We start from the raw sequence: 22,348 nt of genomic DNA on the forward strand, positions 1-22,348 counted from the left end.
ATGAAGTGGCCCCTGGGCGCGTCGAGACGGTTGTGGCTCATGACGTCTCTCCCGGCGCCTCAGCGGGTGGGGGCGCGCTGAAGTCGACACGGTCCTTGTAGATGTCGCTGGCCGGATAAGTCTTCAGGATGTCATCGGTGCGGGTGTCGCGCTCGGCAATGAACCAGTAGGCGGTCGGCGTGTGATACCACCACTCGCGCACGATGCCCGCCGTGTTGTTTTCCAGATAGACGTAGTCGATCCAGGTGTCTTCGCCGCAATCGGGCGCGGGCAGTTCTTCCACCTCGCCGCCATAGGCGAACTCGGAGATATTGCGCGGCCCGTTGAGCGGGCAAGGCATGACTTTCATGGTCTTGGTCTCTCAGTGGCCGACGCTGGCGGCGCCCTTTTCGCCGACCAGCTTGAAGTCGTGATAACGCTGCAGCGCGAAGGGCGCGATGATGTCGGGCACGCGTCCGGTCGCCAGCATCTCGGCGTTGCGCTTGCCGCACACCGGCGTCGCCTTAAAGCCCCAGGTGCCCCAACCGGCGTCGATGTAATAGTTGTCGACCGGCGTCTCGCCCATGATCGGCGCGAAGTCCGGCGTCATGTCGGTCATGCCGGCCCATTGGCGCAGCAGCTTGACCTCGCCGATGAAAGGCAGGAGCTCCAGCATGTGCATCATGAGCCCCTCCTTGAAGTCGAGCGTGCTGCGCGTTTGATAGACGCCATAGGGATCGGTCGATCCGCCCATCACCAGTTCGCCGCGCGCGGACTGCGAGACATAGACGTGCAGGCTGCCGGAGACGACGATGGCGTCCAGGAACGGCTTGAGGGGTTGGCTGACACAGGCCTGAAGCGGCACGGTTTTGATCGGCAGCTTGAAGCCCGCCATCTTGGCGACCTCGCCCGACATGCCTGCGACCGCCTGCAGCACCTTGCCCGCCTTGATCGTGCCGCGCGTCGTCTTGACGCCGGTGATTTTCGGGGCTGAGCCGTTGGCCGGCGTGATGTCGAAGCCCGTCACTTCTGTGTTTTGGTGAATCTCGACGCCGCGCTTGGCCGCGCCGACACCGTAACCCCAGGCGACGGCATCATGGCGCGCAATGGCGCCGGGCTCGTGATAGAGCGCGCCCAGGATCGGGTAACGCACGTCTTCGGAATAGTTGAGCTGCGGCACCATCTTCCGAAGCTCGTCGCGCAGCACGAGTTCGGAGTTGATGCCGAAGTGTTTGTTGACCTCGGCACGCCAGCGCATGGTGCGCAGCGCCCCATCGGTATGGGCCAGCGTGTAGTGGCCGCGCTTCGAATACATGAGGTTCATGTCGAAGTCGTTGGCCAGGTCCTGATAGAGGTTGACCGATTCGTCGTAGAACTTGACGCCCTCGGGCGTCAGATAGTTCGAGCGGATGATCGTCGTGTTACGGCCGGTATTGCCGCCGCCGATATAGCCCTTGTCCAGCACCGCGACATTGGTGATGCCATGGTCGCGGGCCAGATAGTATGCGGTGGCAAGACCGTGGCCGCCGCCGCCGACAATGACGATATCGTAGCTGTCTTTCAGATCGGTCGCCGGCGGCAGAACGCGCGGCACCGGATGACCTCTACTGAGACCGAATTTGAGCAGTCCGAACGGCATGGAAGTCCCTCGCCTGGCTTTGGCGCAAGCTAGATCAGGCCCGCGCGCGAGTCCACGTCTTCTATACCGCTTTACACCGATTCCGGACCATTTCAAGCCAATTAAGACCAGTCGGGACACTTTCCGTGGTTGCTCTTCTAGGCAGCCCGGTCCGCCATGAGATCCTGGGCGGCGGCATCGAAGATGGCGTGGTCGCCGAGCGCCGAGGCCAACAGCATTGCGCCCTGCAGTGTCCCGACAATGTGGATCGCCCGGCTCTGCCGCTCGTCCGCCGGCATGCTCGCGGGCATGGCATTGACCAACCATCCGATGTTCGCCTCAAAAAAGGCGGCGACCGCTTTGGCGAGCGCCGACGGAAGGCCACGGCTTTCCACGCCCAGCATGACACAGAGACAAATGCGGTCGCTGCCGACCAGGGCCTGGCGGTAAAGCGCGACGAACGCACCCAGTCGCTCCTCGGGCGTTTCAGCCCGCGATGTCAGCTTTTCCAGCGCGCTAAAGAACCGCTCGCGATAGCGCTCGACCAGCGCCAGCCCGAGATCCTCCTTCTGGCGGAAATAGTAGTGCACGCTTGAGCTCTTGATGCCGATCTCGTCCGCCAGCTCGCGAAAACTGACGGCGTGATAGCCGCGCAGGCGGATGTCGCTTTCGGCGGCATCCAGCAGGGTTTCCAGGGTTTGGCTCATCGTTGACTCACTTACTTCCGCATCTATCGATAGATAGGCTTGACAGGGTCGGAGGTCCATGACAAATCTACCTACCTAGTGATAGATAGATGGAGGTTTCGATGAAGGTTTACGACTACGAAGGATTCCCGAACCCCGCCCGGGTTCGCATGGCGATCGCCGAGAAGGGCCTGGGCGATCAGGTCGAGTTCATTTCCGTCGACGTGCCGAACGGCGAACACAAGAAACCAGCGTTTCTGGCCAAGAACCCCGCCGGCGCCGTGCCGGTGCTGGAGCTGGACGATGGCGTCACGATCGCCGAATGCTCGGCGATCACGGAGTATCTGGATCACGCAGCGGGCGAGCCAACCTTGACCGGCCGCACGCCCAAGGAACGCGCCGTCATCCATATGATGCAGCGGCGAGCCGAGGCTGGTCTGCTGGACGCGGTCGGTGCCTACTTCCACCTCGCCACACCGGGTCTTGGCCCCGACATCGAGACCTACCAGTGTGCGGAGTGGGGCAACCATCAGCGCGAGCGCGCGGTGGCGGGCATGCGCTATCTAGACGGCGTGCTGGCTGATCAACCCTATCTCGCGGGCGATGATTTTTCGGTCGCCGATATCACGGCCTTTGCCGGCTTGGCGTTCGCGGACTTTGCCAAGGTCGGCGTGCCCGAGGACTGCACGAACCTGAAGGACTGGCGCGAGCGGGTCGCGCAGCGGCCGAGCGCTGGCAGCTAAGTCCAGGCCATGCAGGTCAACGCGAACTTTCGCGAACGTGTCGCCGTCCATGCCGCTGCCATGCCATGGACGGCCTCACCCATGCCCGGCGTCGAGCGGCGCATGCTCGACCGGTTGGGCGATGAGGTCGCCCGCGCGACGACGATCGTACGCTATGCGCCCGACAGCAGCTTCTCGCCGCACGTACACACGGGCGGCGAGGAGTTTCTGGTACTCGACGGTGTCTTCCAGGACGAGCACGGCGACTTTCCCGCCGGCAGTTATGTGCGCAATCCCCCGCAATCCTCGCACACGCCGGGATCGGCGCCGGGCTGCACCATCTTCGTCAAACTCTGGCAGTTCGATCCGGCCGACCGCCGCCACGTCAACATTGATACCAACGACGCGATCTATGCGTCAGCTGACGGCAGATCCGGCGTCAACGCATTGCCGCTCTATCGCGACGACCGCGAAGACGTCTCGATGGAACGATGGCAGGTCGGCGCCTTGATCGACCTCGACGCGCCGGGCGGTCTGGAAGCCCTCGTGCTCGACGGATCTTTCATCGAAAGCGGTGAAACCTTCGAGCGGATGTCGTGGCTCCGTCTACCGCCAGGCGGTGGCGATCAGGCACTCGCGGGGCCGCAGGGCGCGCATGTCTGGATAAAGCGTGGCCATCTGGCGGTGCCACCGGTCGCGCCCGCTGTTACCTGATCGCCGGCCCGGCGCTCACGGTTTGCGCGCCGAGGCGACGCTCCAATACCCGAAGGTCCGTGTCGTCTCGGCATCAACGAAGCCCTCCTGGGTCAGGATGGCCGCGAGCTCCGCGCCCGAACGCTGCCTGCCTTCGGTCCACGCGAGCATGACCACGTTGAGCGCCGCGGCGCAGAACGGCCCGGTCTTGTCGTCGTCGAAGATCACCTCGTGGATCATAATCCGACCGCCGGGTTCGAGCGCGGCAAAGCTCTTGGCGGCCAGCTCCCGGCACGTCTCATCCGTCCAGTCGTGGAAGATGTCGCCGTAGAAATGCAGGTCGCCCGCCGGCAGATCGTCAGTGAAAAAGTCACCGATCTCCGTCGTTACGCGGTCGCTGAGGCCATAGGCGGCGATCTGCTCCTGGGCGACGTCGGCCACGTTGGGTCGTTCGAACACGACGGCCTTCAGGTCGGGCCAGCGCAGCGCCGCACCGATGGCATGGGCGCCCGAACCGCCGCCGATATCAATCATCTTGCGCACACCCGAAAGGTCGAACTTCTCCGGCCACGCCATGCCCGGCGCGATCGAATGGCCGTGCATCATCATGGTGAAGGTGCGCGCCTGTGCGGCCTGTTCTTCGTGTGTCTGGAACAGCTCGCCGCCGTCATAGATCTGGGTGCGGTTCTCCAGGATTGACCGTTTGACGGAAGCGTATGAAGTGAGCTCCGGTTGGGCGAACGTCGCCTCGCGCAGGAAGTCGCCCATATAGAGCGGCGTTCCCGGCACCAGGTAATCCTCGGCGATATCGGTCAGGTGGTAGGTATCGCCGCGTTTCTCCAGAAACCCCAACGTGGTCTGCACTGTCAGAAGTGCTTCGGCGGCGCGCGGGTCCAGATCGAATGCCTTGGCGACGTCGCTCAAGGACATGGGCGTCTCGGCCAATCGCGCGAACAGGCCGAGATCAAGGCCGACCAGAAAGGCCTGACCGCCGAAGAGCCCCATTTGAATGTCGAGCAGGCGGCTATCGTCGACGCGCGGTCGCTTGGCCTCGGGTTTTGCAGGTTCGGTCATCGTCACTCCCTGTGCTCACGGATCGCGGATGGTCTGGTGGCTGGACCGCTGCGAAGGTTACCAGTAACAGTTGGATGAGCGCACATGCCGCGTCGCACGGGCGCGCCATCAAGGGAGCCGTCATGGAGATCGTTCCGGTCAGCCATCACCGCTGCAAGCTGGGCGAAGGTCCGGTGTGGGACGTCGCCGACCAGATGCTGTTCTGGGTCGACGGCCTGGCGCCTGCGCTGTTCCGCCATGATCCGGCCAGCGGTGCCACCGATCGCTGGGCGCTGCCGGCACGCACCGTCGGCAGTCTCGCCGTGCGCGCCAACGGCGGCGTGGTCCTGGCCATGGAGCAGGGCTTCTACAGCTTCGACCTGGATTCCTGGACCGCGACGACGCTGAGCGAGCCCATGGCCGGACAAGCCGACGTCCGACTGAACGACGGCAAGGTCGATCGCATGGGACGCTTCCTCGCCGGCGGCATGAACCGGGACTATGTCGGCGATACCGATCCGAAGGGCGTGCTCTATCGGCTCGATCATGACGGGGGTGTCACGGCGTTGCTCGATGGCTTCATCTGTTTCAATGGTCCGTGCTTCAGTCCCGACGGTCGGACACTTTATGTCACCGGCCGTGACACGTCGGTCATCGAGGCCTTCGATTACGATCAGGCATCGGGCACCCTGGGTGAAGGGCGGGTTCTGATCAGCGGAATCAATCCCGACGGCGCAACGGTCGATGCCGACGGCTATGTGTGGAGCGCGCAGTGGGACGACGCCTGCCTATTGCGCATCACGCCTGACGGCGCGATCGATACACGGATCGACGTGCCCGACCAGACCGTCACGTCGGTCATGTTCGGTGGCCCCGATCTCGACATCATCTTTGTCACGACGGCCTTGCTCGACGATGCCGACAGCCCGATACCCGATGCCGGCCGCACCCTGGCTATCCACGGGTCGGGCTACCGCGGTGTTGCCGAACATCGGTTCGGCGGCTAGGGGAGAATCGCATTGTGACCGACGAACAGACAAATTTCGACGTCGTCGTTATAGGCGGCGGGGTCGTCGGCTCTGCGGCGGCGTTCTATCTGGCGCGACGCGGCGCGACCGTCGCGTTGCTCGAGCGCGGCAAAGTTGGCGGCGGCACGTCCAGTCGATCCTTCACCTGGATCAACGCAACGTCGAAGGTCGCCGACGAGGCGTACCACCGGCTCAATGCCGACGGCTGCGTGCGTTATGCGGCCTTGGTCGAGGAGTACGGCGCAGCGACCATCGGATGGCATCAAACGGGCATGCTGCAGTGCGCGCGCCGCAGCAACGAAAGCGATTATGCCGCCATGCGTGAGCAGGCGGCCTATCTCACTGAGTACGGCTATCCGCATCAACTGGTCTCGGGGGCGGTGTTGGCCGCGCTTGAACCGGACATCCGGTTCGACGAGGACACCGAAGCAATCTACGCGACGTCCGATGCGTGGCTCGATGCGCCGACGTTTACGGGTTTCCTGGCCGACAGGCTGCGCGCCATGGGATCGATGGTCGCCGAACGCTGTGCGGCCGAGGCCTTAGCGGTGGACGACGACGGCACGATCACCGGCGTGACCACCGAGAAGGGCTCGTTCGACGCCCCCAAGGTGCTTGTGGCCGCCGGCCCGGATACGCCCGAGGTCCTCGCGGACTTGACCGGCTTCGGTGCTTTTGCCGCGCGCTTCCCAATGAACCGCGTGCCCGGTCTCCTGATGACGACGCCGGCGACGAACCGGACGCGACTGCTGCGCCGCATTGTTCATGTCGACAGCGGCGCCGATCTTCTGCACATACGACCGGCCGCCCAGGGCGGCGTCCGGCTGGGCGCCGAAGACACCGACGGCCTGGTGAGCGAGACGTCGTCTCGCGCGGTCGTCGACGCGGCCGCCGACAAGCTGTTGTCTCGCGCCAAGGACCGTCTGCCCGCCATCGTCGGCGATGTCGATCGCGGTGCCTGCGACGTCGCGGTTGGTGTGCGTCCCTATCCCTCGGATGGCAACACGATTGCTGGCGGTCTGCCGGGCTCGCCGGGGCTCTACCTGATTGCTACCCATAGCGGTGTCACGCTGGCGCCGGTATTGGGTGCGCTGATGGCCGACGTCGTCATCGACGGCGTTCGTCCAGCCATGCTTGAACCCTTTTCGCTCGACCGGTTTCCGGGTTTCGGCTGAGCCAGACGCGGCGGGGTCAGTGGCTGGCGGCGGTCGCCGCCTTGTCGTCGAGCAGGCCGAAGGTGGAGAACCGTTCCAGCGAAAACGCGGTGATCAGATCCGGCGTCTTGTCGCGGGCGATCAGCTCGGCGTTGGTCTTGCCGCAAACGGGCGTTGCCTTGAACCCCCATGTGCCCCAGCCCGCATCGATGTAATAGTTGCCGACCTCAGTCTTGCCCATGATCGGCGAATAGTCCGGCGTCATGTCGGTCATGCCGGCCCATTGGCGCAGGATCTTGGTCTCGGCCAAGAACGGGAAGAGCTCTAGCGTCGCCGACATCCATGCCTCCTTCATCTCCAGCGTCGAGCGCGTGCTGTAGAGCGTATAGGGATCGGAGCCGCCGCCGATGACGACTTCGCCGCGCGCGGTCTGCGACAGATAGACGTGCAGTTGCGCCGAACTGATCAGGGGATCCAGGAACGGCTTCAGCGGCTGGGTAACGCCGGCCTGCAGGGGATAGGTCTTGATCGGCAGCTTGATGCCGACCATGGCGGCGATCACGCTCGACATGCCGGCGACGCATTGGATGACCTGACCGGCCTTGATGGTGCCGCGGTTGGTATGCACCTCGCTGATCTTTCCGCCGCCGCCATTGGGCTTGTCGACCGAGATGCCGGTCACCTCGGTCTTCTGGTGCAGCTCGACACCCCGCTGCCAGGCGCCGGCGCCGTAACCCCAGGCGACCGCATCGTGCCGCGCGATGGAGCCTGGATGATGGTGCAGGGCGCCCTGGATTGGGTGGCGCGTTTCTTCCGACACGTCCAGGAACGGCACCAGGCGCGCCAATTCGTCGCGGTCGACGAGATCGCTGGCGATGTTGAAATGCCGGCTCACTTCGTCGCGCCAGCGCATGGTGCGCATCTGGGCGTCGGTGTGGGCGATGGTGATCTGGCTGCGCTCCGACATCATGAGGTTCAGGTCGAAGTCGTGGGCGAGATCCCGATAGAGCCGCACCGAGGTGTCATAGAACTTGACGCCCTCCGGTGTCAGATAGTTTGACCGGATGACCATGGTGTTCCGGCCGGTGTTGCCGCTGCCCAGGTAATTTTTCTCCAGCACCGCCACATTGGTGATGCCGTGGTCGCGGGCCAGATAGTAGGCGGTCGCCAGACCATGGCCGCCACCGCCGATGATGACGACGTCATAGGCCTGCTTCAGCGCCGATGGCGTCGGCAAGACGCGAGGCGGCTGGCCGTCGCGTTTAAGCGCGTGTCGAAGAAGCGAGAAGGGCATGGGCAGGCAATCCGTTCGAGAGCTTTGGCTGCAGTTGGCGCTGTTCTGCAAAGATCTTGCCCTAGTTGGGCTCTTTTTGGGGCGAAAATCTCCGCTTGAGGGAGAGCAGCCGGCTGACCGCACTTGTAACGGTCCGTCACAGCTGCGTGGTCTAATGCTGCATGGAAGTCATACCGCCACCATCCTAAGATGAGAGTATGAGACAGCCGGGGGGACAAGCCGGCGTGACTTTGGGATGCGGGCGCACAGAAGAGGGCTCACCATGCGCAGACCTGGACAACAACACGTCGAAGAAGCCGTCGACGCGATCATCGCCTTAATCGAGGAACGTTTTCCCAAGGGCGATGCGGACCAATTGACCAGCCTGGCGCGTGGCTATTTCCGCGACGCTGTCCTGGAGGACATCGAGGGTCAGTCGGTCGAGAACCTGTTCGGCGCCGTCGCGTCGCTGTGGCAGTTCAGCCGTTCACGCAAGCCGAGTGAGCCCAAAATCCGGGCCTACAACCCAAGGCTAGAGGAACACGGCTGGCAGACAACCCATACCGCGATCGAGATCATCAACGACGACATGCCGTTCCTGGTCGATTCGGTCGTCTCCGCCCTCAACGTCATGGAACTGACTGTCCATATGATGATCCATCCGATCATCCGGGTCCGCCGCGACGACAAGGGCATGAGCCAGGCGATGTGCCCGATCTTCGAGTCGCTTGACGATTCCTCACCTGAATCGTTCCTGCATGTCGAGGTCACGCAGCAACCGACTCAGGAAGCGCTTGAGGCCATCGAACGGCGTATCGCCGAAGTCTTGGCGAGCGTGCGCGCGGCGGTCGAGGACTGGCGGCCCATGATCGGCCGTCTGGACGACGCGCTCGCCGAGCTGACGTCGTCGCCGCCGCCGATCCCCGCCGACCAGCTGGACGAGGGCAAGGCGTTTCTGGAGTGGCTGCGCGACAACCAGTTCACGTTCCTGGGCTACCGCGAATACGCCTATGAACACCGCGACGGACGGACCTATGCCCGCGCCGGCGAGGATGCGGGCCTTGGCATTCTGCGTGAGATCTCAGAGGAGAGCCGCGCGCGCTACGCCGAACCGCTGCCGGAAAACTACGCCGCCTATCTCGAACGCAAGGAACTCTTCATCATCTCCAAGGCGTGGACTCGTTCCGATGTGCATCGGCCGGTCTACATGGACTACATCGGCGTGCGCCGTTTTGATGATAAAGGAGACGTTGTCGGCGAGCGGCGCTATCTTGGTCTGCTGACCTCGGCCGCTTACAACACCAGCCCGCGCGACATTCCGCTGCTGCGCCGCAAGGTCAACGCGGTCATCGAGCGTTCGGGCTATGGCAGCAACAGTCATAACGGCAAGGCGCTGCTAAACATCCTGGAGACCTTCCCGCGCGACGAGCTCTTCCAGATCGACGACGAAACCCTGGACATCTTTGCGCACAGCATTCTGCAGTTGGAGCACCGCCAGCGCATCCGCCTGTTCATGCGCCAGGACAGCTACGCGCAGTTCTATTCATGCCTGATCTACATTCCGCGCGACCGCTACGACACCGATCTGCGCCAGCGCATGGAGTCGATCCTGCTGGAAACCTTGGGCGGGACATCGGTCGAGGTCAGCACACAGTTCTCCGAAGCACCGATGGCGCGCGCGCATCTCATTGTCCATACGCCGGAGGGTGGCGAGCCGACGGAAACCGTCGACGAGATCGAGCGGCGGTTGGTGCTGGCGTCGCGCAGCTGGGACGACGATCTGCATGACGCCTTGATCGAAGTGTTCGGCGAAGCCAAGGGCGCGGTCCTGTTTCACCAGTACGCCGCCGGCATTCCGGCCGGCTACAAGACTTCGTTCAGCGCGCGGCTCGCGGTGGCAGATATCGAGCGCATGGAAGGCATGGGCGACGACGGCATCGCCATGAACCTCTATCGCCGCGTCGATGCGCCCGACGGCATGTTGAACTTCAAGGTCTATCGTGCCGGTGATCCTGTGCCGCTATCCGATATCCTGCCGATGCTCGAACACATGGGCCTGGTGGTGAACGAGGAGTCGCCGTTCGAGATCCACCCCAAGAAACTTGGCCATTCGATCTGGATTCACGACTTCCACGTCAGGCCCGAGTACGACTGGGAGATCGACGTATCGGAGGTCCGTAATCGCTTCCACGAGACGTTCGCGCGCGTCTGGTCGGGTGAAGTGGAGAACGACAACTTCAACGATCTGGTTCTTGCCGGCTTTGCCTGGCGTGAGATCGTCGTGTTGCGTGCCTACGCCAAATACATGAAGCAGGTGAACGTTCCGTTCAGTCAGGCCTATATCGAACAGACACTCTCGGCCAATCCGAAGCTGGCGCGCTGCCTGGTCAAGCTGTTCTTGATGCGGTTCGATCCGGATGACCGCGCCGATATCGAGGGGCGTATGGCGGGCTTGACCGCCGACATCGAGCAGGGTCTTGAGGCGGTCGCGGTGCTCGATCAGGACCGCATTATCCGCAAGTTCCTGAACCTGATTCAGGCGACCTTGCGCACCAACTATTTCCAGGTCACCGAGACCGGGAATCCGAAGGCTTACGTATCGTTCAAGCTCGATTCCGGCATGATCGACGATCTGCCGGAACCCAGGCCGTGGCGCGAGATCTTTGTCTATTCCTCACGTGTCGAAGCGGTTCACCTGCGCGGTGGTCCGGTCGCGCGCGGCGGTATCCGCTGGTCGGACCGGCGCGAGGACTTCCGCACCGAGATACTGGGTCTCGTCAAGGCGCAGCAGGTCAAGAATGCGGTGATCGTCCCGGTCGGCGCGAAAGGCGGCTTTGTCGTCAAGAAACCGCCCAGCGAAGGCGGTCGCGACGCGCAGCTTGCCGAGGGCATCGCCTGTTACAAGACACTGATGACCGGCATGCTGGATATCACCGACAACTATGCCGGCGCCGACGTCGTGCAGCGCGATCGGGTTGTCCGCTATGACGGCGACGATCCCTATCTTGTCGTCGCCGCCGACAAGGGCACGGCGACCTTCTCTGACATCGCCAACGAAATCGCCGAATCCTATGGCCACTGGCTGGGCGATGCGTTCGCCAGCGGCGGTTCCGCGGGCTACGACCACAAGGGCATGGGCATTACGGCGCGCGGCGCCTGGGTTGCCGTGCAGCGCCATTTCCGCGAACTCGGCAAGGACATCCAGAACGAGGACTTCACCGTCGTCGGCGTCGGTGACATGGGCGGCGACGTTTTCGGCAACGGTATGTTGTTGTCCAAGCACATCAAGCTGGTTGGCGCCTTCAACCACCTGCACATCTTCGTCGATCCAGATCCCGACCCAGCCAAGAGCTTCAAGGAGCGCGAGCGCATGTTCGCGCTGCCGCGTTCTTCGTGGACCGACTACGACAGCTCGGTTTTGTCGAAGGGCGCAGGCATCTTTGAGCGCAGCGCGAAGTCGATCGATCTGACGCCGGAGATCCAGGAACGCTTCGGCATCAAGGAGAAGAAGCTCACGCCGAACGCGTTGATCCGCGCCATGGTGGGCGCCGATGTCGATCTTTTCTATCACGGCGGTATCGGCACCTATATCAAGTCGTCCGACGAGACCAATGCCGAAGTCGGTGACCGCGCCAACGACGGCCTCAGGCTCGATGGCCGCGACCTCAAGTGCAAGGTGATCGGAGAGGGCGGCAATCTGGGCGTGACCCAGCTTGGGCGTATCGAATACGCGTTGGCCGGCGGCAAGATCAACACCGACGCCATCGACAACTCGGCCGGCGTCGACTGTTCCGACCACGAGGTCAACATCAAGATTCTGCTCGGCGACGTCGTCAGTTCCGGCGACATGACCGTCAAGCAACGCGACACATTGTTGGCGGACATGACCGACGAGGTCGCGGACCTGGTGCTGCGCGACAATTACCTGCAGACCCAGGCGCTGACGGTTCTTGAGCACGTCACGCGCAGCTTCATGGACGAACAGGTGCGCTTCATGCAGGTGCTGAGCAATCGGGGTCTGCTGGACCGGCCTATCGAGTTTCTGCCCGATGACGAGGAAATTGCAGATTGGAAAAGCCAGGGCCGCGTCTTCACACGGCCGGAGCTTTCGGTCCTTCTGGCCTATGCCAAGATGGATATCTATGACTCCCTCCTGGAATCCGATCTGCCGGATGACGACTACCTGATCGACGATCTCGTCCGCTACTTCCCCAGCCAGTTACAGGACCGGTTCCGCGAGCGCATCCTGGCGCATCGGTTGCGCCGTGAGATCATCGCGACATCGGTGACCAACAGTATTGTCAACCGTGTCGGCATGAGTTTTGTCGATCGCCTGGCCGACGAGACCGGATTGGCGCCGGCCGATGTAGCGCGCGCCTATGCGGTCGTGCGCGAGGCGTTCAGCCTGCGCGACATCTGGGTAGCAATCGAGGCGTTGGACAACAAGGTGCCGGCGGCGACCCAGACCGACATGCTGTTGGAAACCGGCCTGCTGATCGACCGGGTCACGTCATGGTTCCTGCGTAACACCAAGTCGCCCCTGGCGATCGAGGACACCATCCGCACGTTCAAGCCGGCGATCGCGGCGTTGAGCGACAAGCTGATGGTCCTTGTGGGCAAGGCGCGCAAGGGTTCCATCGATCGCGCGGCCCAGCGCTTCGTGAAACAGGGCGTGCCGAAGGATCTCGCCTTAACGGTCGCCCGATTGAGAACGTTGGGTGCCGGGTGCGATATCGTCGAGACGGCGCGTATTTTGAACCTGGATGTTATCGATGTCGGCACGGTCTTCTTCGAGGTTGGCGAAGAGTTCGGCACTCATTGGCTGCGTGACAACGTGACGCGTCTGGCGATCGAAGACAGGTGGGACCGGCTGGCATCGCAGGCCCTGGTCGAGGACAGCTTCGTCCAGCAGCGCGCGTTGACCGCGCGCATCCTGCAGTCGTCGAACGGCGTCAAGGCGAACAAGGCGGTCAATGCGTGGATTGCCGATAACCAGGCCCTGGTGTCGCGTTCCAGCTCCGTGATCAACGACCTGAAAACCGCCGGTGCCGTCGATCTTGCCATGTTGACGGTCGCGAGCCGCTCGTTGAAGGTCTTGACCGGCGGGTGAGCGACACAAACGAAACGTCACCCGCACGCTCGCGTAGCAGCAGGCTCAGCCTCTATTCCTGGTGCCTGTTCGACTGGGCGAACTCGCCGGTTCCAACGGTCGTCATCACGTTCGTCTTCGCCGCCTATTTCGCCCGCGGCATCGTCGGTGATCAGGTCGAGGGCACGGCCTTGTGGAGCTGGGGCCTGGCGGCCAGCGCGATCATCGTCGCCCTGTTGTCGCCGGTCGTCGGCGCCATCGCCGATGCGGGCGGCAGACGCAAGCCGTGGATCCTCTTCTTCACTGTCATCACGCTCATCTCGACGACGTTGCTGTGGTTCGCCGAGCCGGATCCAAGCTGGACGCTTTATGCGCTCGTCATGGTCGCCTTGGTCAACATCGGGTTCGAGGTCGGCACCGTCTTCTATAACGCCATGCTGCCCGATCTCGCCAAGCCCGAACGCATCGGTCGGATTTCGGGCTGGGCATGGTCCATGGGCTATGCAGGCGGTCTGGCCTGCCTGATCCTGGTCTTGTTCGGCCTGATCGAGGCCAACCCGCCGCCGTTCGGTTTGGATGAATCGAACGCCGAAGATATTCGCGCGGCGATGCCGCTCCTCGCCATTTGGCTGATCGTCTTCGGCTGGCCGATGTTCGCCTTTACCGAAGACCGGCCCAAGGCGGGTCTGGGCCGCATCGAAGCGGTGCGCGCGGGCCTCAAGAGCCTGGTCACCACGGTAAAGGAGGTCAGGCGCCATCGCACGATCGTCCATTTTCTGATCGCGCGCCTGTTCTATATCGACGGGCTCAACACGCTGTTTGCGCTGGGCGGCGTCTACGCCGCGACCGCCTTCGCCATGGACGAGAAAGAGGTCATCCAATTCGCCATCGCGCTCAACGTGACAGCGGGCCTAGGCGCATTCGGCTTCGCCTGGATCGATGACCTGCTGGGCGCGAAGAAGACGTTGATCATCTCCATCGTCGCGCTCGCCGTCCTCGGCACCGCGATCCTTCTGGTGCACGACGTCACGTGGTTCTGGATCCTGGGCATCCTGCTCGGCACCTTCGTCGGCCCGACCCAGTCGGCCAGCCGGTCCATGATGGCGCGGCTCGCGCCGCCGGAACTGACCGGCGAGATGTTCGGCCTGTTCGCGCTCTCCGGCCGCATCACCTCGTTCCTCGGGCCCCTCCTGGTCGGCATCGTCGCGGTCGCGACCGACAGCCAGCGCATCGGCATGGCCGTCATCGTCGTCTTCCTGGTCGTCGGCCTGCTGCTCCTGCTGCCGCTCAAGGATTCCGGGCGGTCTGTTCGTTAGGGGCTTGTTTGGTGAGTATTCCGTGGCCGGCCCACTCCCCCTCCGGGCCACCCCGAGGATGTTGCCATGGGGGGTCGCGGCGAACCCGCCTCTGGGGGTTTGGCCCCGTTGGTGGGGGCGGGGGCCGGCGGTGCCGGACGGACAGAGATCTAATCCTCGTCGACCTCCGGCACGGCGACGGCGGGTGCGATGGTCGCGTCGTTCAAGGGCAGTTTGCCGGGATGGTGCCAGCCGGGCAGCATCGCCATGCGGCCCGACCATTCCAGAACATTGCGCCAGGGCTTCAGGTCAATCTCGGCTTCGTCCGCCAGATAGATGTATCCGCACGCCGACATGTCGGCGATGGTCGGCTGATCGCCGGCCAGCCACGGGCTGGTGGCCAAATGCTTGTCGACCAGATCGAGCGCGCCCGCCGCGCGCTTTTGATAGAAGTCGACGACATCCGGCTTGAACCCGGCGAACCGGATGCCGTACCGCGCTAGCGCAAGACCGTTCGTCAGCTTGTTCGATGACCACGCCATCCAGGCCTGAGCGCGTTGTCTTTCTCCCTCGTCGCGGCCGCCGAACTGGCCGAAGTCGTCGGCTAGATAGCGCAAGATGGCGTCCGACTGCGTGATCACGCGCTCGCCGTGCACCAGGACCGGCACTTCCTGAAACAGGTTGAGCGCGGTGAAGTCCTCGGACCGGGTTTCGCCGGCAAAAATGTCGACATGTTTGTAGCGATAGGCATGGCCGGCGAGCGCAAAGTAGAGCGCGACCTTATAGACATTGCCCGAGGCATGGTGGCCATGAAGGGTGTAATCGGATGCCGCCATGGTGCGACCTAGTGCCGGAAGTGACGCATGCCGGTCAGGACCATCGCCATGCCGCGTTCGTCGGCGGCCGCGATGACCTCATCGTCACGCATCGAGCCGCCGGGCTGGATGGCGGCGGTGGCGCCGCCGTCGGCGGCCGCCAGCAGCCCGTCGGCGAACGGGAAGAAGGCGTCGGAGGCGACCACGCTGCCTTCGATCGACAGGCCGGCGTCCTCGGCCTTGCGCCGTGCGATGCGCGCGCTGTCGACGCGGCTCATCTGGCCGGCACCGATGCCGACCGTGGCACCACCCTTGGCATAGACAATGGCGTTCGACTTGACGTGTTTGGCGACACGGAAAGCAAACAGCATGTCGTCAAGCTCGTCGGCGCTGGGCGCCCTCTGGCTGACCGTCTTCAAGTCGTCGGGGGAAAGGCAACCGTTGTCGCGGGTCTGTACCAACAGGCCACCTGCCAGCGAGCGAACGGTAAGACCGGTCTCGCCGGGATCGGGCAGATCGTCGGTCAACAAAAGTCGCAGGTTCTTCTTGGCGGCGAAAACCTCAAGCGCGTCGTCGTCGGCGCCGGGCGCGATGACGACCTCGGTGAATACCTCGGTGATCGCTTCGGCGGTCTGACGATCGAGCGCCCGGTTGACCGCGACGATGCCGCCGAAGGCGCTGACCGGATCGCAGGCGAGCGCCTTCGCATGCGCTTCGGCAAGTGAAGCCGCGATGGCGACGCCACAGGGGTTGGCGTGCTTGATGATGGCGACGGCGGGGTCGGAAAACTCCGCCACCTGCTCATAGGCCGCGTCGGTATCGTTCAGGTTATTGAAGCTAAGCGCCTTGCCCTGGACCTGGCGCGCCGTCGCGACACCCGGCCGCGCGGAGCCGTCCTTATAGAACGCGGCGGCCTGATGCGGGTTCTCGCCATAGCGCAAGGTTTCCTCCAGCGCGCCGGCGAAACCAATGCGGCGGGGAAAGCCGTCGCCCGATTCGCGCTCGAACCAGCGCGCGATGGCCGTATCGTAGGCGCCGGTCCGGGCATAGGCGGTCGCTGCCAGACGCCGGCGCAGCGCCAGCGACGTCGCTCCGTTCTTGGCCTCGAGCTCGTCCAGGACGTCGCCATAGTCTTCAGTGTCGACGACCACGGTGACGAAGGCATGGTTCTTCGCCGCGGATCGGATCATGGCGGGCCCGCCGATATCGATGTTCTCGATGGTCGTATCCCGATCGGCGCCCGACGCCACCGTCGCTTCGAACGGGTAGAGGTTGACCACGACCATATCGATCGGGGCGATGTCGTGTTCGTTCATGGCGGCCAGATGGTCGTCCAGATCGCGCCTGGCCAGGATGCCGCCATGGACATTGGGATGCAGCGTCTTGACACGGCCGTCCATCATTTCGGGAAAGCCGGTCAGCGCGGCGACCTCGGTGACGGCCAAGCCGGCCTCAGCGATGGCGCGCGCGGTGCCGCCGGTCGACACCAGCTCGACACCCAAGCCGCTGAGCGCGCGGGCAAAATCGACCAGACCGGTCTTATCGGAAACGGACAGCAGAGCGCGGGTGATTTTGACGTCAGACATACAATAAGGGGTCCCGTTTCATGGATCGGCGGCCATGGCGCCCCTGATACCCGAGCACAGCGACGATGCAAGTGCTGGTTGACACCTGCATGGGCATGTCACGCAAGCAACGTCTTTGTCTCCGCAGCCCAGCCGTCGGCGCCGATGTCGTCGAACAGGGCGAGGGCGCGCTGCAAGAACGGGGTGCTGCGGTCTGGATCAGCGGTGATCAGAAAGCGTCCGTATCCAAGCAATGATTGCGCGAGTTCCGGTTGGGCCTGGATGGTGCCGAACAGATCCAGACTGCGGCGGAACCACGCGTCGGCCTGGTCGGTGTCGCCGATGGCCGCATGAACTTCTCCCAGAACTCGCAACGCCGCGCCGTGTTCGACCTGCCATGATCCGGCCTCGCACTTCGCGCGCGCGTCATCGGCAACGGCACGCGCCTCTTCCACCTCGCCCTCTGCCAGGAGAACGGCGCTGCGCACGATATCGACATAGTACTCCGCCGGCTCGACGGCTGGTGAGTCCTTCAGCCAATCGTATGCTTCCTGAAGTCTCTGTTGCGCGTCTTGAAGACGGTCGAGTTTCAGGCATGCGAGGCTTGCCCACGACAGGACGAACGTCAGCACGAACACATTGCCTTCGTCACGGGCGGCGGGAAGATCCTGGTTGGCGATCTCGATGACCCGTTCCCAATTACCCCGGTACATGTTGGGTTCGGCTTCCATGGCAAGCCACGATCGGAAGTCCGCCTTGTCTGAGCGTTCCGCAAGGTGTCTGGCACGCGCCGCCAGCGCCAGGGCTTGGTCCAAGCGTCCGGCGCGGGCGTTGAAGCATCGTCCCTCGCCGGCCAACGCATAGCCCAGGCTGACCTCATCGCCCATACGCTCGAAGAGGTCGATGGCCCGTTCGACGCTGGCCAGGGATTCTTCGAAGCGGCCGATGAAGCCCAGATAGCCGGTCGCCGCCATCTCGACTTCGGCGCGCGCCGCGTCATCACCGGACGCCTGGGCATGATCCAGAGCCTCGGCCAGAAGCTCCTGGGCGCGCCCGAACCAGCTCGCGTAGGCCTGTAGCCGGGCGAGCGACGGCGTGTCGCCCAGAGCTTCGGCAATGGCCAGCGCCTTGTCGGCGCGGGCGATGGCCACCTTCCTTTCATCGCCGCTCGATCGCGTGGTGTCGCGCACGGAGATCATGGCCAGCATCAGATCCAGGAACTGGCGTCGCTGCTCGGGGCCGTCGTCTAACCGCTCGTTCAATGTGACCGCGTGCTGGTAATGCGCCGTCGCTTCGGCCGGCGCCAACAGGCTGTCGGCGTGACGCGCGGCCAGAACGCGGTAATCGATGGCGGATGCGAGATTGCCGCCGCGTTCCCAGTGACGCGCGATCACCTCCGGCTCGGACCCAGAAGTGCCCGCCGGCAGGTCCGACAGAAGGACCGCGAGGTCGCCATGGAGCTGGCGGCGCCGGCTGCGCAGCAGACTGCCATAGGCGCTGTCCTGCACCAGCGAGTGCTTGAAGTGATAGAGCGCGTCCGGCGCCCTGCCCTGCTGTAAGATGAGCCCCGATTCGACGAGCTTGCGCAACGACGTGTCGGCATCCTCGTGGGACTGTCCGGACAATTTGACAATCAAGTCATGGCCGAACTCCCGGCCAATGACCGATGCGACCTGGGCCAAGTGGCGGGCCTCGCCGAGCCGGTCGAGACGCGCCGTCATGGAAGCCTTCAGGCTCTCGGGTATGTCGTCGCCGTCCGACTGGCGGTCCGACTCGACCATCGTCTTGGTCAACTCCTCGATGAACAGCGGTACACCGTCGGCGCGCGCGACGAGGCGGTCGATCGTCTCTGTCGTCAGCTCGATGCCGCCGATCGATTTGGCGATCTCCACGCCTTGATCGCGGCTCAGTCGGCTGAGGGCGACCGCCGTCACATGCGCATGGTCAAGCCACGGCGGCTCATAGGCCGGGCGATGTGTGACGACGACCAACACGTTCCGGTCGGCGATGCGGGCGATCAAATCGCCGATCAAGATCTCGGTGGTCGAATCGATCCAGTGGGCGTCTTCCACGACGAACAGCACGGGCTGTCGCTCACTCAATTCGAGCACTTGCCCGATCAGGATCGCCATCAAGCGGTCACGCCGTTGCGGCGCTGTCATGTCGACAACGCCATAACGGTCGTCCGCCGGCAGCGAAAGCAGGGCCGCAAGCAGGGGTGCTGCGTCGCTGATATCCGTGCCCGATCGCCGCAGCGTGTCCTCAAGCTTGTCCAGCTTCGCCGCGACGGAATCGCTCGCCTCGAACCCGGACGCCTGTTCCAGGCGCCTGATGACCGGATAGAGCGCCGTGTTGGCATGGCGCGACGAGCATTGATAGCGCAGCAGGACATGCGGCTGCGCAGCGACATCCTGACACAGGCCCTGAACGAGCCGGGATTTTCCGATACCCGCCTCGCCCGAAAGGGCCAGAACCTGGCCTTCGCCGTTGCCGGCTTGCGTCCAGCGGTCGCGCAGCAGCCCCAGTTCGTGGGTTCGCCCGACCAGCTTGGTCATCTGCTCGCCATGCGCCGCTTCAAAGCGGCTCTCCGACGTCTTGCCGGCGACGACGGTCCAGGCGTCGATCGGTTCGGAAAACCCCTTCAGCTCCTGCTGACCCAAGGGGATCGTCGCAAACGCCGCATCGACAAGGCGGTGCGACATCGCGTCGACCACCACTTCTCCCGGCGCGGCCAGCCCCTGCAGGCGCGCCGCAAGGTTCGGGGTTTCGCCGGTAACGGCTTCTTTGTCGGACGCGGCCTTGCCGATCAGGTCGCCGACGACGACCTGGCCTGTCGCGATTCCGCTGCGCGCCTGCATGGCGCCGCCTGTGTCCGTCGTGATGTCGGCGACCGCCCTCACCGCATCCAGACCGGCCTGGACGGCGCGCTCGGTCTGATCCTCGAACGCTTGCGGCCAACCGAAATAGGCGAGGACACCATCGCCAAGAAACTTGGCGAGATAGCCATCGTAACGGGCGATGGATCCGGCGACGGCGTCCTGATAGCGGCGCATGACATCGCGCAGATCTTCAGGATCCAACCGGCGCGACAGTTCGGTCGATCCGACGAGGTCGACGAACACGACGGTCAGTTGACGCCGCTCCGCATCCGCCGGAGCGATCTGCGCTTCATCAGTCTGCGCCGCCGTCTCAACCGGTGCCGACTCCAGTTCGGTGATCGCCTTGAGAATGCGTTTGCGGTCCGCCAATCTGGCGACGCCGATATCCTTCAGGTCGTCGTTCGACAGATCCGGCAGCAGTTCGGCGTCAACGCCGTTATCGGAAAACGTGCGCGCGTATTCGGCTAAACCTATGCTTTCCAGCCATTCAGATACATCGCGCATGATCGATACCCCGAACAGCCCGCACGACTAATCCCCCGCGGCGGCGCGGGGTGGTGTCATGTCGCCATCGGGCGAATGGTAGTCCGGCACGAGGTCGTGGAGCATGGCGCGTGTCCGCTCTGGGTCGCCGGCCGTCGCCTGCTTCACCAGCTTCTCGAGCCCGGCATAAAGTCTGTCGGCGTCGACATGGGTGCCGGTGGCGACACGAATGCCCTCGCGCGCGGAGCGGTCCAGCTTCTCGTGGTCGTAGGTCAGTTCTTCGTACATCTTTTCGCCGGCACGCAGGCCGGTGAATTCGATCTTGATGTCCTCGTCCGGCGTCAGGCCGGCCAGACGGATCATCTGGCGGGCCAGATCCTGGATCCTGATTGATTCACCCATGTCGAGGACGAAGAGTTCGCCGCCCTTGCCGCCGAGCGCGCTTGCCTGCAGGACCAGTTCGACCGCTTCGCGCACGGTCATCATGAACCGGGTCATGTCCTCGTGGGTCACGGTCAGCGGTCCGCCTTCGGCCAGCTGGCGCTGGAAGAGCGGCACCACCGACCCGGCTGAACCCAGGACGTTGCCAAAGCGTACGGTGGCGAAACGGGTGCCGCCACCCGAAGCGCCCAGCGCCTGGATATAGAGCTCGCCCAGCCGTTTGGTGACGCCCATGACGCTGGTCGGGTTGACCGCCTTGTCGGTCGAGATCTGGACCATGACGTCGACGCCCGCGTCGCGGCAGGCATTCGCCACGTTCATGGTGCCCGCGACATTGGTCAGCACGGCTTCGTTGACGTTCTCTTCCGACAGCGGCACGTGCTTCAGAGCGGCGGCGTGAAACACGACGTCGGGACGGGCCTGCTCGAGCGCGCGGTCAAGGCGCGGCCGGTCGCGGATATCGCGCAGTACCGCGTGTCGCGTGAGATCGGGAAACCGCCGCGTCATCTCCAGATCGATTTCATAGAGCGCGTATTCGCTCTGATCGAGCAGGGTCAGCTCGGCCGGCTCCAGGGTCGCGATCTGGCGCGCCAGTTCGCCGCCGATCGTGCCGCCGGCCCCGGTGACCAGGACACGCCGCCCACCGATCAGTTGGCGCAGGCTCTCGCGGTCGACTGCGGTCTGCGGGCGGCCGAGCAGGTCCTCCAGCGCGACCGGTTTAAGCTGGATACTGGCGCCGTCGTCATGACCGTCGGTGAAGTCGGTCAGGCGCCCCAGTCGGCTTAATGTCATGCCGTGTTTTTCGGTCGCGGTCAGTGCTTCGCGTGCGACCTCCGGCGGCACCTTGTCGCGGGTCAGGATCAAGCGTTGCGGCCGCGGCCCCTTTCGCCTGAGCGTCGCGAGCGCGCGATCCAGGCCGTCTCGACCGTCGACGATCTCGACACCGCGAATGCGCTGGCCCGAGCGGCGGCCGGTCGGATCGACCATGCCGGTCACGGTGTAGGGTCCGCTGCGGTTGCGCGACATGGCGCGGGCGAACTGCTCCGCCTCGTCTTCGGCGCCATAAAGCGCGACCGGGATGGCGCTGGGGTTGGGGCGCTCCAGGACGTTGGAAAGACCGCCGTCCTTGGCGATGCGATAGATCATCCGCGAACCGCCGGTCAGCGCCAGCAGGACGAACCAGTTGATGACCAGCGCCGAGCGCGGATAGTCCTCAGCGCGGCTGAACAGGAAGAGGATCGGCAGAAAGATCAGGATCGTCAGCGTCACCGCCTTGGCGAGCGCGTAGAGATCGGGCAGCGACGCATAGCGCCAGACGCCGCGATAGACACCGGTGCGCAGAAAGACCAGGCCGGCGATGGCGGCGAACACCACCACGCCTTCCAGAAGATAGGGCCGCGTCTGGGCGAACATATCGTCGCCAAGGCGCAGATAGAGCGCGATGACAAAGGAAAGCCCCGCCATCACCACGTCATGCACCATGGTGATGTGCGAACGCGATGGCCGATAGCGCCGTTTCATGCGGTTTCCGCCCTGTTCTGGCTGCGAAGATACCACAGGAAACCGGCGACCGTG

General features: G+C 64.0%; 15 protein-coding genes. 6 read left to right on the plus strand and 9 right to left on the minus strand.

Annotation, left to right across the window (positions count from 1 at the left end; genetic code table 11):
- Positions 1-37 precede the first annotated feature (37 nt).
- The 3 genes from AAF563_22795 to AAF563_22805 all read right to left on the minus strand — a co-directional run bounded on the left by AAF563_22795 (position 38) and on the right by AAF563_22805 (position 2,304).
- Positions 38-349, minus strand: a complete 312-nt coding sequence (locus tag AAF563_22795) for a sarcosine oxidase subunit delta (protein ID MEM7124124.1) — start codon at positions 347-349, stop codon at positions 38-40.
- A 12-nt stretch (positions 350-361) separates the two neighbouring features.
- On the minus strand, positions 362-1,618 hold the full coding sequence (locus AAF563_22800) for an FAD-dependent oxidoreductase (protein ID MEM7124125.1): 1,257 nt from the start codon (positions 1,616-1,618) through the stop codon (positions 362-364).
- 137 nt (positions 1,619-1,755) lie between these two features.
- Entirely contained in the window at positions 1,756-2,304 is a 549-nt protein-coding gene (locus AAF563_22805; protein ID MEM7124126.1) for a TetR/AcrR family transcriptional regulator, read from the minus strand.
- Positions 2,305-2,405: 101 nt separating this feature from the next.
- Here AAF563_22805 and AAF563_22810 point away from each other — a divergent pair, with 101 nt between their 5' ends.
- Both AAF563_22810 and AAF563_22815 read left to right on the plus strand, forming a co-directional pair.
- Positions 2,406-3,026: a glutathione S-transferase gene (locus AAF563_22810; GenBank protein MEM7124127.1), complete on the plus strand. Its 621-nt coding sequence runs from the start codon at positions 2,406-2,408 to the stop codon at positions 3,024-3,026.
- A 9-nt stretch (positions 3,027-3,035) separates the two neighbouring features.
- Positions 3,036-3,719: a cupin domain-containing protein gene (locus AAF563_22815; GenBank protein ID MEM7124128.1), complete on the plus strand. Its 684-nt coding sequence runs from the start codon at positions 3,036-3,038 to the stop codon at positions 3,717-3,719.
- A 15-nt stretch (positions 3,720-3,734) separates the two neighbouring features.
- On the opposite strand, the gene AAF563_22820 is transcribed toward AAF563_22815, so the two are convergent.
- Positions 3,735-4,772 carry a methyltransferase gene (locus AAF563_22820; GenBank protein ID MEM7124129.1) on the minus strand — a complete coding sequence of 346 codons (1,038 nt, stop codon included), beginning with the start codon at positions 4,770-4,772 and terminating at the stop codon, positions 3,735-3,737.
- Between the two features lie 122 nt (positions 4,773-4,894).
- On the opposite strand from AAF563_22820, the gene AAF563_22825 reads away from it, so the two are divergent.
- Together AAF563_22825 and AAF563_22830 are read left to right on the plus strand one after the other, a co-directional pair.
- Positions 4,895-5,758: an SMP-30/gluconolactonase/LRE family protein gene (locus AAF563_22825; GenBank protein ID MEM7124130.1), complete on the plus strand. Its 864-nt coding sequence runs from the start codon at positions 4,895-4,897 to the stop codon at positions 5,756-5,758.
- A 14-nt stretch (positions 5,759-5,772) separates the two neighbouring features.
- Positions 5,773-6,954, plus strand: a complete 1,182-nt coding sequence (locus AAF563_22830) for an FAD-binding oxidoreductase (GenBank protein MEM7124131.1) — start codon at positions 5,773-5,775, stop codon at positions 6,952-6,954.
- A 16-nt stretch (positions 6,955-6,970) separates the two neighbouring features.
- On the opposite strand, the gene AAF563_22835 is transcribed toward AAF563_22830, so the two are convergent.
- Complete coding sequence (locus AAF563_22835; GenBank protein ID MEM7124132.1) at positions 6,971-8,227, minus strand: FAD-dependent oxidoreductase; 1,257 nt, start codon at positions 8,225-8,227, stop codon at positions 6,971-6,973.
- Between the two features lie 262 nt (positions 8,228-8,489).
- Here AAF563_22835 and AAF563_22840 point away from each other — a divergent pair, with 262 nt between their 5' ends.
- On the plus strand, positions 8,490-13,316 hold the full coding sequence (locus AAF563_22840) for an NAD-glutamate dehydrogenase (GenBank protein MEM7124133.1): 4,827 nt from the start codon (positions 8,490-8,492) through the stop codon (positions 13,314-13,316).
- Positions 13,313-14,611 (plus strand): MFS transporter, encoded by a 1,299-nt coding sequence (locus AAF563_22845; GenBank protein ID MEM7124134.1) that lies wholly within the window; start codon positions 13,313-13,315, stop codon positions 14,609-14,611. The genes AAF563_22840 and AAF563_22845 overlap by 4 nt, the downstream gene beginning before the upstream one ends.
- 149 nt (positions 14,612-14,760) lie before the next feature.
- Here the strand turns inward: AAF563_22845 and AAF563_22850 are convergent, their stop codons facing one another.
- The 4 genes from AAF563_22850 to AAF563_22865 all read right to left on the minus strand — a co-directional run bounded on the left by AAF563_22850 (position 14,761) and on the right by AAF563_22865 (position 22,294).
- Positions 14,761-15,426, minus strand: coding sequence for a glutathione S-transferase family protein (locus AAF563_22850; GenBank protein MEM7124135.1), 666 nt, complete (start codon positions 15,424-15,426; stop codon positions 14,761-14,763).
- An 8-nt stretch (positions 15,427-15,434) separates the two neighbouring features.
- Positions 15,435-16,991: a bifunctional phosphoribosylaminoimidazolecarboxamide formyltransferase/IMP cyclohydrolase gene (purH, locus tag AAF563_22855; protein MEM7124136.1), complete on the minus strand. Its 1,557-nt coding sequence runs from the start codon at positions 16,989-16,991 to the stop codon at positions 15,435-15,437.
- Positions 16,992-17,089: 98 nt separating this feature from the next.
- Positions 17,090-20,353: an adenylate/guanylate cyclase domain-containing protein gene (locus tag AAF563_22860; protein ID MEM7124137.1), complete on the minus strand. Its 3,264-nt coding sequence runs from the start codon at positions 20,351-20,353 to the stop codon at positions 17,090-17,092.
- A gap of 27 nt (positions 20,354-20,380) precedes the next feature.
- Positions 20,381-22,294 (minus strand): nucleoside-diphosphate sugar epimerase/dehydratase, encoded by a 1,914-nt coding sequence (locus tag AAF563_22865; GenBank protein ID MEM7124138.1) that lies wholly within the window; start codon positions 22,292-22,294, stop codon positions 20,381-20,383.
- Positions 22,295-22,348 lie beyond the last annotated feature (54 nt).

The sequence above is a fragment of the Pseudomonadota bacterium genome, from assembly GCA_039028155.1.
Classification (GTDB): domain Bacteria; phylum Pseudomonadota; class Alphaproteobacteria; order SP197; family SP197; genus JANQGO01.

What these genes read in the sequence shown, in the direction of transcription:
- AAF563_22865 (MEM7124138.1), bottom strand. Translation starts at nt 22,294, where the DNA reads ATGAAACGGCGCTATCGGCCATCGCGTTCGCACATCACCATGGTGCAT.
- AAF563_22800 (MEM7124125.1), bottom strand. Translation starts at nt 1,618, where the DNA reads ATGCCGTTCGGACTGCTCAAATTCGGTCTCAGTAGAGGTCATCCGGTG.
- purH (MEM7124136.1), bottom strand. Translation starts at nt 16,991, where the DNA reads ATGTCTGACGTCAAAATCACCCGCGCTCTGCTGTCCGTTTCCGATAAG.
- AAF563_22805 (MEM7124126.1), bottom strand. Translation starts at nt 2,304, where the DNA reads ATGAGCCAAACCCTGGAAACCCTGCTGGATGCCGCCGAAAGCGACATC.
- AAF563_22815 (MEM7124128.1), top strand. Translation starts at nt 3,036, where the DNA reads ATGCAGGTCAACGCGAACTTTCGCGAACGTGTCGCCGTCCATGCCGCT.
- AAF563_22835 (MEM7124132.1), bottom strand. Translation starts at nt 8,227, where the DNA reads ATGCCCTTCTCGCTTCTTCGACACGCGCTTAAACGCGACGGCCAGCCG.
- AAF563_22850 (MEM7124135.1), bottom strand. Translation starts at nt 15,426, where the DNA reads ATGGCGGCATCCGATTACACCCTTCATGGCCACCATGCCTCGGGCAAT.
- AAF563_22840 (MEM7124133.1), top strand. Translation starts at nt 8,490, where the DNA reads ATGCGCAGACCTGGACAACAACACGTCGAAGAAGCCGTCGACGCGATC.
- AAF563_22825 (MEM7124130.1), top strand. Translation starts at nt 4,895, where the DNA reads ATGGAGATCGTTCCGGTCAGCCATCACCGCTGCAAGCTGGGCGAAGGT.
- AAF563_22860 (MEM7124137.1), bottom strand. Translation starts at nt 20,353, where the DNA reads ATGCGCGATGTATCTGAATGGCTGGAAAGCATAGGTTTAGCCGAATAC.
- AAF563_22810 (MEM7124127.1), top strand. Translation starts at nt 2,406, where the DNA reads ATGAAGGTTTACGACTACGAAGGATTCCCGAACCCCGCCCGGGTTCGC.
- AAF563_22820 (MEM7124129.1), bottom strand. Translation starts at nt 4,772, where the DNA reads ATGACCGAACCTGCAAAACCCGAGGCCAAGCGACCGCGCGTCGACGAT.
- AAF563_22795 (MEM7124124.1), bottom strand. Translation starts at nt 349, where the DNA reads ATGAAAGTCATGCCTTGCCCGCTCAACGGGCCGCGCAATATCTCCGAG.